The following is a 9,948-nucleotide window of genomic DNA, read 5'->3' as shown; positions in this document are numbered from 1 at the left end:
CCTCTTTTTTAGATGATTTTTTCAGTATATATCCATTGAACCACTGAGCGGTCAAAAACATTGATTTCACTAGCGGGAATAATTGGCTGTGAGCAATCAACAGTATAGACCCAGCCGGCTTTATTATGAACATCATTCAGCCCGTTAATTGAGTAAATATATGGATAACCATTTAAATCACGGGCCTTGAAAGAAATATTATTCTTATTAAAAAAGTCTTTAGAAATCTCGTAAACTGATTTGTTTGAACGCCATTGAAGGTCACGGGGAATTGTATATATCTTTTTAATTGCGGAATTATATTTACGGTATTTTGAGGGAGTCATACCAACCTTTTGTTTAAAAATTTTAGTGAAGTAACTAGTCTGTGAAAAGCCTACTTGACGAGCCAATTTATTAATTGGTGTATTTGAAAAAATTAATTTTTCCTGTGCGAGGGCAATTTTTTGCAAATTTATATAGTTAATGAAATTATCATTGAAATAATTCTTGAAAATACGGCTTAAGTAGGATGGCGACAAATAAATCTTTTGGGATACATTTTCCAGCGTAAGAGATTTTTCCAAATTAGCATTGATGTATTTTAACGCCATTATTATATTTTTTTCAATGTCATTTGGGGAAGCTTCGGTTGAATTAGTATCGCCAATTTTAAAAGTGGGGGGGGTACCAGACCGTTACTGTTTGTCTCATCTGAAATACCTAAGATACCATGAAATGTTTTGGTTAGTGAATTTAATTTAGAAACTTCAATAGCATCTAAAATAAGGATTTGCTTTGGAGAATCAGTAATAAATTGTTCGCAAGACGTTTCGATATATTTACCACATAATTTAACAGTTTCTGCTTCTAATCTGGAAGTATCAAGGATAAAGAACCCGCTAAGTGAAAAATCGATAACTAATGGGAAAATATAGTATTTTTTAAAACCTAGCTTTCTTAAATATTCGAGAGAAACGTTTGAGTCGAATAATAATGTATTACAGTCAACAACAGCCCCGGTGACGCTTGTGAAAACTATATTATTATTAGTGATTTCTTGAAAGGATTTAGTAACTTTTTGGATGTCATTTAAGAATTTTGATGAGTATTCATACATGAAAATTCCACCTGCTTATTTGAAAATCAATATCATTTATACCTAGTATGTTAGCATACATTTGCACGATAGAACGCTTTTTTGTCAATTTAGTGATACATAGTTATATTTTATTGTACTTTTTTATAATTCTTGATTTTTTAAGATAAAATATCGCAAACGCCATGTTATAGAATGAACATGTACCAAATTGTAAGCGATTTCTAACATCGCTGTTTGTATTTATACTTAGGAGGCATTTTTATGGGACAAGAAGCACTTGGTTTAATTGAAACCGAAGGACTTGTGGCTTCAATTGAAGCTGCCGATGCAATGGTTAAGGCTGCTAATGTTAAATTGATTGGTCAAGAAAAGATTGGTCATGGACTAGTAACTGTAATGGTTCGTGGAGATGTTGGTGCTGTTAAGGCATCAGTTGACGCTGGTGTACAAGCTGCTGAAAACATTGGGGAAGTTGTTTCTAACTATGTAATCCCTCGTCCTCAATCGGAAGTTGAAAAGCTCTTACCACATAAGGAATAATAATTGATTTTTTAAAGCCCTTATACAGACGGCGAGGTACAGATATCTGTATTAAGAGCTTTATTTTAAGGAGCTTTTTATAGGCAGGAGGCAATAAAGAATGAATGACTTTCTAAACTCTACTAGCACGGTTCCAGAATTTGTTGGTGCTAGTGAAATTGGTGACACTATTGGAATGGTGATTCCAAGAGTTGACCAACAATTGTTAGATAAATTACACGTTACAAAGCAGTATAAAACATTAGGGATTTTAAGCGACCGTACTGGTGCTGGTCCACAAATTATGGCAATGGACGAAGGTATCAAGGCTACTAACATGGAATGTATTGATGTTGAATGGCCACGGGATACCAAAGGTGGCGGTGGTCACGGATGTTTAATCATTATTGGTGGTGACGATCCAGCTGATGCTCGCCAAGCTATTCGTGTTGCACTTGATAACCTTCACCGTACATTTGGTGATGTTTACAATGCAAAAGCTGGACACCTTGAACTTCAGTTTACTGCTCGGGCTGCTGGGGCTGCTCATCTTGGTTTAGGTGCAGTTGAAGGAAAAGCCTTTGGATTAATTTGTGGTTGTCCTTCAGGGATTGGTGTCGTAATGGGAGATAAAGCCTTGAAAACTGCTGGTGTTGAACCACTTAACTTTACCTCGCCAAGTCACGGAACAAGTTTTTCTAACGAAGGTTGTTTAACTATTACCGGAGACTCAGGTGCTGTCCGTCAAGCCGTGATGGCAGGACGTGAAGTTGGATTAAAGTTATTGTCACAGTTTGGTGAAGAACCAGTTAATGATTTCCCATCATACATTAAGTAGATCTGAAAGGAGGACTACTTTATTATGAAGCGTCAAAAACGTTTTGAAGAACTAGAAAAACGGCCAATTCATCAAGATACATTTGTTAAGGAATGGCCAGAAGAAGGTTTCGTTGCAATGATGGGTCCTAATGACCCTAAGCCAAGTATCAAAGTAGAAAACGGCAAAATTGTCGAAATGGATGGTAAGAAGTTAGAAGACTTTGACCTAATCGACCTTTATATTGCTAAGTATGGAATTAATGTTGATAACGTTGAAAAAGTTATGAATATGGATTCTACCAAGATTGCACGAATGCTTGTTGATCCAAATGTTTCTCGTGAATCGATTATCGAAATTACCTCAGCATTAACACCTGCTAAGGCGGAAGAAATTATTAGTAAGCTTGACTTTGGTGAAATGATTATGGCAATCAAGAAGATGCGTCCACGTCGTAAGCCAGATAACCAATGTCACGTTACTAACACAGTTGATAACCCAGTTCAAATTGCAGCTGATGCTGCCGATGCTGCTCTTCGTGGTTTCCCAGAACAAGAAACTACTACAGCGGTTGCCCGTTATGCACCATTTAATGCTATTTCAATTTTAATTGGTGCTCAAACTGGACGTCCAGGTGTATTGACACAATGTTCTGTTGAAGAAGCTACTGAATTGCAATTAGGGATGCGTGGATTTACTGCTTATGCTGAAACTATTTCTGTTTATGGGACAGACCGTGTATTTACCGATGGTGATGATACACCATGGTCTAAAGGATTCTTAGCTTCTTGTTATGCATCACGTGGTTTGAAGATGCGGTTTACTTCTGGTGCTGGTTCAGAAGTTCTGATGGGTTACCCAGAAGGTAAATCAATGCTTTACCTTGAAGCACGTTGTATCTTGCTCACTAAGGCTTCTGGTGTCCAAGGGCTTCAAAATGGTGCCGTAAGTTGTATTGAAATTCCAGGTGCCGTTCCAAATGGTATTCGTGAAGTTCTTGGTGAAAACCTATTGTGTATGATGTGTGATATTGAATGTGCTTCAGGTTGTGACCAAGCCTACTCACACTCTGATATGCGACGGACAGAACGTTTTATTGGACAATTTATTGCTGGTACTGACTACATCAATTCTGGTTACTCTTCAACTCCTAACTACGATAACACCTTTGCTGGCTCAAACACCGATGCAATGGATTATGATGACATGTACGTTATGGAACGTGACTTGGGTCAATACTATGGTATTCATCCAGTTCAAGAAGAAACAATCATTAAAGCTCGTAACAAGGCTGCTAAGGCGCTTCAAGCAGTATTTGAAGATCTTGGATTACCTAAGATTACTGATGAAGAAGTTGAAGCTGCAACATATGCTAATACACATGATGACATGCCAAAGCGAGATATGGTTGCAGATATGAAGGCAGCTCAAGACATGATGGATCGTGGTATTACTGCTATCGATATTATTAAGGCTTTGTATAACCACGGTTTCAAAGATGTTGCGGAAGCAGTATTGAATCTTCAAAAACAAAAGGTTGTTGGTGATTACCTCCAAACTTCATCAATCTTTGACAAGGATTGGAACATCACTTCTGCCGTAAACGACGGCAATGACTACCAAGGACCAGGTACTGGATATCGTCTATATGAAGATAAGGAAGAATGGGATCGGATTAAAGATCTTCCATTTGCCCTTGATCCAGAACACTTGGAACTGTAGAGAGGAGGTAATTTGTTATGGCTGATATTGATGAAAACTTATTACGTAAAATCGTTGAAGAAGTCTTAAATGAAACTAACCAAATCGATACTAAGATTGATTTTGGTAATGATAGCAACGCGGCAACTGCTACTGAAGAAATACAACAACCAAATAGTAAAGCTGTTCCAGAAAAAAAGCTTGACTGGTTCCAACCAATCGGGCAAGCAAAGCCGGGATATTCTAAGGATGAAGTTGTAATTGCAGTTGGTCCTGCTTTTGCTACGGTTCTTGATAAAACTGAAACTGGTATTCCGCATAAAGAAGTCCTTCGTCAAGTTATTGCCGGGATTGAAGAAGAGGGGCTTAAAGCTCGGGTAATTAAGGTATATCGGACATCAGATGTTGCATTCTGTGCTGTTCAAGGTGATCACCTGTCTGGCTCAGGAATTGCAATTGGTATTCAATCTAAAGGGACAACTGTTATCCACCAAAAGGATCAAGATCCACTTGGAAACCTTGAATTGTTCCCGCAAGCACCAGTACTTACTCCAGAAACTTTCCGAGCAATTGGTAAGAATGCGGCTATGTATGCTAAGGGTGAATCTCCAGAACCTGTTCCAGCTAAGAATGATCAGCTTGCTCGTATTCACTATCAAGCAATTTCTGCAATTATGCACATTCGTGAAACTCACCAGGTTGTTGTTGGTAAACCTGAAGAAGAAATTAAGGTTACATTTAATTAAGGAGGCATAATGATGAGTGAAGTTGATGATTTAGTAGCAAAGATCATGGCTCAAATGGGGAATAATTCATCCTCTAATAGTTCCACAGGTACTTCTACTACAAGTGCCGATAAAGAAATGACAGCGGATGATTATCCTCTTTATCAAAAGCACCGCGATTTAGTAAAGACGCCAAAGGGTCACAATCTTGATGACATTACTTTACAAAAAGTTGTCAATAATCAAGTTGACCCAAAGGAATTACGGATTACTCCAGAAGCATTGAAGCTTCAAGGTGAAATTGCAGCTAATGCTGGCCGTCCTGCTATCCAAAAGAACCTTCAACGGGCTGCAGAATTAACCCGTGTTCCTGATGAACGGGTTCTTCAAATGTATGATGCGCTCCGTCCTTTCCGTTCAACTAAGCAAGAACTATTGGATATCGCAAAGGAATTACGAGACAAGTACGATGCTAATGTTTGTGCAGCTTGGTTTGAAGAAGCTGCCGATTACTATGAAAGTCGAAAGAAGCTAAAGGGTGATAACTAAGCTTTTTAGTGTAGAGTAGGGAGTTTTATATATGTCAACTGAAAAAGTAATTGGTGTTGATATTGGGAATTCATCTACTGAAGTTGCGTTAGCTGACGTGACCGATAGTGGACAAGTTCACTTTATTAATTCTGGTATTGCCCCTACTACTGGTATCAAGGGGACTAAGCAAAATTTAGTTGGTATCAGAGACTCAATAAATCAAGTCTTAAATAAGTCCAATTTAACAATTGAAGATGTTGACCTGATTCGAATCAACGAAGCTACACCAGTTATCGGTGATGTTGCAATGGAGACAATTACTGAAACTGTAGTAACAGAATCAACAATGATTGGACATAATCCAGATACACCTGGTGGAATTGGTACTGGCGCAGGAATAACAGTGCGGCTACTTGATCTTTTAAAAAAGTCTGATAAAAACCAAAACTATATTGTTGTTGTGCCTAAAGATATTGATTTTGAGGATGTAGCCAAGCTTATTAATGCTTATGTTGCCTCTGGCTATAAGATTACTGCTGCAATTTTAAAGAATGATGATGGTGTCTTAGTTGATAATCGATTGAATAAAAAGATTCCGATTGTTGATGAAGTTGCAATGATTGATAAGGTTCCGCTTAATATGCTGGCAGCGGTTGAAGTCGCTGGACCGGGTCAAGTTATTTCTCAATTATCTAACCCATATGGGATAGCTACATTGTTCGGGTTGAACTCTGAAGAAACTAAAAACATTGTTCCGGTTTCACGAGCATTGATTGGAAATCGTTCGGCAGTTGTAATTAAGACTCCTGCTGGTGATGTTAAAGCTCGTGTTATCCCGGCAGGTAACATCATTATTAATGGTGATACTGGGAAAGAAGAAGTCGGTGTTTCAGAAGGTGCCGACGCCATCATGAAGAAGGTCTCTAGTTTCCGTCACATTAATGATATTACTGGTGAATCTGGGACAAATGTTGGAGGAATGCTAGAAAATGTTCGGCAGACTATGGCTGATTTAACTGGAAAGCAGAATAACGAAATAGCGATTCAAGATTTGCTTGCAGTTGATACGCAAGTACCGGTTGAGGTACGTGGTGGATTAGCAGGAGAATTCTCAAATGAATCAGCGGTTGGTATTGCTGCGATGGTTAAGTCTGATCATCTTCAAATGGAAGTAATTGCTAAGTTAATCGAACAAGAATTTAATACGAAAGTTGAAATTGGTGGGGCAGAGGTTGAATCAGCTATTCGTGGAGCTTTAACAACTCCCGGGACTGATAAACCAATTGCCATTCTAGACTTAGGTGCCGGTTCAACGGATGCTTCAATTATTAATAAGGAAGATAAGACGGTTGCCATTCACTTAGCAGGTGCTGGTGATATGGTAACAATGATTATCAACTCAGAACTGGGATTAAATGACGTTCACTTGGCTGAGGATATCAAACGTTATCCATTAGCTAAAGTAGAAAACCTTTTTCAAATTCGTCATGAAGATGGTTCAGTTCAATTCTTTGAAAAGCCACTTCCGTCTGAATTGTTTGCTCGCATTGTTGTAATTAAGCCAGATGGTTATGAACCAGTTACGGGAAATCCAAGTATTGAAAAAATCAAGCTTATTAGACAGAGTGCTAAAAAGCGTGTATTCGTTACTAATGCTTTACGCGCTTTGCGGTATGTAAGTCCAACTGGTAATATTCGTGATATTCCGTTTGTTGTAATTGTTGGTGGTTCCGCGTTAGACTTCGAAATTCCACAACTTGTTACTGATGAATTAGCTCACTTTAACTTAGTTGCTGGACGAGGAAATGTTCGTGGCATCGAAGGACCACGGAATGCTGTTGCTACTGGTTTAATCTTACGGTATGGCGAGGAAAGAAGGAAACGTTATGAACAACGATGATTCACAACGTCCCTCAATTGTTGTAGGAGTCGAAAATGGAACTTCAATTCCAGATAGTGCTAAGCCATTATTTAACGGGATTGAGGAAGAACAAATTCCGGTTTCGATTCGTGAAATTGATATAGATAATGTTGTTGATAGAGCCTATCAATCGGCGCTGGCTTCACGATTATCTGTCGGTATCGCTTTTAGTGGGAATCGGTTTGTAGTACATTACAAGAATTTAAAGGAAAGTCATCCGTTGTTTGATATGACAATTGATGATAAGAAGCAGTTAAGGATTTTAGGAGCCAATGCTGCGCGCTTGGTGAAGGGAATTCCTTTTAAGGAAATGGTAAACAGGTGATTTTATTATGAAGTCTTTAGGCTACGTAGAATGTAATGGATTATCTGGTGCTATCGTTGCTGCTGACCGAATGTTGAAAACTGCGGATGTTGAACTTAGTAGTATTCAAAATACAAAAGGTAATGGTTGGGTTACGTTGCAAGTTTCTGGTGAACTTTCGGCAGTAACAGTTGCTATTCAAGCAGTTAAAGATTATTTGCCTCAAGTTTATGTAACTTCGGCTGTGATTGGTCGTCCTGCTTTAGGATTAAGCTCTTTAGGAAAAACAGACTTATTGAATTCAAATTCCGAAAAGAAGCGCATTAAGATGGCTTCAGAAAAAACTGTAGTCATTACTCCTGATAATAAGGTTGATGAAAAAGCATCAGATGACAACGATCAGCCACTGGTTGAAGAAGAACCAAAGGAAGAGGACGAACCTGACAATAAGCAGGAAACTGATTCTGATAATGAGGTCACATGCAACATGTGTGGAGATCCAAAATGCCCAAGAAAATTAGGCGAACCACATAAGAAATGCATTCATTACAATGAATTAAAGAAAAAGTAGGAGGAATTAAGAATGAATAACGCATTAGGAATGATTGAAACCAAGGGATTAGTTGCATCTATTGAAGCAGCCGATCAAATGGTAAAAGCTGCAAATGTAACTTTGACTGGTCAAGAAAAAATTGGTAGCGGATTAGTAACTGTTATGATTCGTGGTGATGTTGGTGCTGTAAAGGCTGCTGTTGATGCTGGTGTTCAAGCAGCTGAAGGCGTTGGCGAAGTTGTATCATCTTACGTAATTCCTCGTCCACATGAAGAAGTTGAAAAGATTTTACCAGGTGGCTCTGACACAGATGCTGAATAATTAATAAAAAGGAAGACTATCTATGGATGAAGAACATTTAAGAACACTTATCAGGGCGATTGTTAAGGAAACCCTAAATCCTAATTTAGTTCCGATTGGCGTTTCGAATCACCATGTTCACTTAACGGAAGAAGATTTCCAAAAGTTATTCCCAGGGCAAAAAATTGAAATGCTAAAAAAGCTTCGGCAACATGCTGACTTCGCTGCAAAACAAACAGTAGATTTAATCGGTCCTAAGGGAACAATTGAACATGTACGGTTAATGGGACCATATCGTTCACATTCCCAAGTTGAGATTGCGCGTTCTGAAAACTTTACATTAGGAATTGATGCACCAATTAGAATGTCAGGAGATCTTGATGGGACACCATCGATTAAAGTACGGTCACCATATGCGGAAATTGAAATTCAAGGAGTAATCGTTGCTAAGCGGCACATTCATATGAGTCTTGAAGATGCTAAACGCTTTGGTGTAAAACTTGGTGATGCTATGCAGGTTGAAGTAGACGGAGATGGCGGACGTAAGACAATCTTTGACGATGTTGTAGCGCGTCCTCGTGAAGATTTCGTTCTTGAAATGCATATTGATACTGATGAAGCTAATGCAGCTAATGTTGGACTGGGTAACAATTCTTACGGGAAAGTTATTATTAAGAAAAAGAACTAGCTCTTTAAGGAATTACTAAGGGGGTGAATAGATGGATAACCTAGTACAACAGGTTATGCAACGATTAGAAGAACGAAAGCAGACAAGTACTGAAGTTTCTTTCAATCATCATGTTGCCCCGCCTAGTGAACAAATATTTTTGAGAAACGGTAAGGTTATTCTAAAAAACGTTTCAATTAATTTAGTAACAGATTTATATTCAATGGAAAAAACTAATGCTTGGGTTAACTGGGTATTAGAAGGAATTAGCTATGACGTTAAATTTTATTTCCTAGTAAATGAACAGATGGTTAATTTTATTCCGCGAATGATGATTTTAGACTGGCCGATCTTATTTGTTGTTAACAACGAATCGCCGGTGATTGCCAGTCATAATCGAGTTATTACACGAGAAGAAATTGCTGCTAAACCAGATAAATCGATTCTTGTTAGATATCAAAAACAGTTAATCACGGATGAAGCAGTTGATATCTGTAATTATAAAAAAATACAAATAAAGATTAGGACTGAAGAAAATTGTATATGGCGAGAGTAGTGGGTAGTGTTGTTGCAACACAAAAAGATCCATCTTTAGTTGGGAAAAAATTAATGATTGTTCAACAAATTAATTCTGATCAACAGCCGGTAAGATTTGAACAAGTTGCTGCTGATACTGTTAATGCTGGTATTGGTGACAATGTATTAATTGTTCGCGGGGCAGGTGCAAGACGTGCTGATCGTGAACGAGGAGAAGACCAACCTAGAGATGTTAATGATTGTACGATTGTAGGAATAATTGACCGTTTTGATAAATAGATGCATTGGAGGA

At 38.2% G+C, this 9,948-nt stretch carries 14 protein-coding genes; 12 read left to right on the top strand and 2 right to left on the bottom strand.

Annotated elements, in window-relative coordinates; genetic code table 11:
- Window positions 1-8: 8 nt before the first annotated feature.
- The gene (locus DTK66_RS10930; RefSeq protein WP_225208950.1) at window positions 9-593 is read right to left on the bottom strand and encodes a helix-turn-helix domain-containing protein; all 585 of its coding nucleotides are present in this window, start codon (window positions 591-593) and stop codon (window positions 9-11) included.
- 2 nt (window positions 594-595) lie between these two features.
- Window positions 596-1,099 (bottom strand): hypothetical protein, encoded by a 504-nt coding sequence (locus DTK66_RS10925; protein ID WP_225208949.1) that lies wholly within the window; start codon window positions 1,097-1,099, stop codon window positions 596-598.
- A gap of 243 nt (window positions 1,100-1,342) precedes the next feature.
- On the opposite strand from DTK66_RS10925, the gene DTK66_RS01790 reads away from it, so the two are divergent.
- The 12 genes from DTK66_RS01790 (at window position 1,343) to DTK66_RS01735 (ending at window position 9,935) form a co-directional block, all read left to right on the top strand.
- Window positions 1,343-1,621 (top strand): BMC domain-containing protein, encoded by a 279-nt coding sequence (locus tag DTK66_RS01790; RefSeq protein ID WP_191667599.1) that lies wholly within the window; start codon window positions 1,343-1,345, stop codon window positions 1,619-1,621.
- Window positions 1,622-1,721: 100 nt separating this feature from the next.
- Window positions 1,722-2,438 (top strand): propanediol utilization microcompartment protein PduB, encoded by a 717-nt coding sequence (pduB, locus tag DTK66_RS01785; RefSeq protein WP_003669200.1) that lies wholly within the window; start codon window positions 1,722-1,724, stop codon window positions 2,436-2,438.
- A 24-nt stretch (window positions 2,439-2,462) separates the two neighbouring features.
- Window positions 2,463-4,139 carry a propanediol/glycerol family dehydratase large subunit gene (locus DTK66_RS01780; protein WP_191667598.1) on the top strand — a complete coding sequence of 559 codons (1,677 nt, stop codon included), beginning with the start codon at window positions 2,463-2,465 and terminating at the stop codon, window positions 4,137-4,139.
- A gap of 17 nt (window positions 4,140-4,156) precedes the next feature.
- A complete protein-coding gene (locus DTK66_RS01775) occupies window positions 4,157-4,864 on the top strand; it encodes a propanediol/glycerol family dehydratase medium subunit (RefSeq protein WP_191667597.1) in 708 nt (235 codons plus the stop codon).
- A 12-nt stretch (window positions 4,865-4,876) separates the two neighbouring features.
- Window positions 4,877-5,392: a diol dehydratase small subunit gene (locus DTK66_RS01770; RefSeq protein ID WP_191667604.1), complete on the top strand. Its 516-nt coding sequence runs from the start codon at window positions 4,877-4,879 to the stop codon at window positions 5,390-5,392.
- A 31-nt stretch (window positions 5,393-5,423) separates the two neighbouring features.
- On the top strand, window positions 5,424-7,274 hold the full coding sequence (locus DTK66_RS01765; protein WP_191667596.1) for a diol dehydratase reactivase subunit alpha: 1,851 nt from the start codon (window positions 5,424-5,426) through the stop codon (window positions 7,272-7,274).
- The gene (locus tag DTK66_RS01760; RefSeq protein ID WP_191667595.1) at window positions 7,237-7,620 is read left to right on the top strand and encodes a glycerol dehydratase reactivase beta/small subunit family protein; all 384 of its coding nucleotides are present in this window, start codon (window positions 7,237-7,239) and stop codon (window positions 7,618-7,620) included. The genes DTK66_RS01765 and DTK66_RS01760 overlap by 38 nt, the downstream gene beginning before the upstream one ends.
- 7 nt (window positions 7,621-7,627) lie before the next feature.
- On the top strand, window positions 7,628-8,170 hold the full coding sequence (locus DTK66_RS01755) for a BMC domain-containing protein (protein ID WP_191667594.1): 543 nt from the start codon (window positions 7,628-7,630) through the stop codon (window positions 8,168-8,170).
- 12 nt (window positions 8,171-8,182) lie between these two features.
- Window positions 8,183-8,473 (top strand): BMC domain-containing protein, encoded by a 291-nt coding sequence (locus DTK66_RS01750; protein ID WP_191667593.1) that lies wholly within the window; start codon window positions 8,183-8,185, stop codon window positions 8,471-8,473.
- A 22-nt stretch (window positions 8,474-8,495) separates the two neighbouring features.
- On the top strand, window positions 8,496-9,140 hold the full coding sequence (locus DTK66_RS01745) for a phosphate propanoyltransferase (protein WP_191667592.1): 645 nt from the start codon (window positions 8,496-8,498) through the stop codon (window positions 9,138-9,140).
- A gap of 31 nt (window positions 9,141-9,171) precedes the next feature.
- Window positions 9,172-9,675, top strand: coding sequence for a PduM family microcompartment protein (pduM, locus tag DTK66_RS01740; RefSeq protein WP_191667591.1), 504 nt, complete (start codon window positions 9,172-9,174; stop codon window positions 9,673-9,675).
- A complete protein-coding gene (locus DTK66_RS01735) occupies window positions 9,657-9,935 on the top strand; it encodes a EutN/CcmL family microcompartment protein (RefSeq protein ID WP_497006445.1) in 279 nt (92 codons plus the stop codon). Before pduM ends, DTK66_RS01735 begins: the two co-directional genes overlap by 19 nt.
- Window positions 9,936-9,948 lie beyond the last annotated feature (13 nt).

This window comes from Limosilactobacillus walteri (genome assembly GCF_014830205.1).
GTDB lineage: Bacteria > Bacillota > Bacilli > Lactobacillales > Lactobacillaceae > Limosilactobacillus > Limosilactobacillus walteri.
The sequence above is the reverse complement of the archived record's forward strand: the minus strand, read 5'-3'. Positions and strand labels throughout refer to the sequence as shown.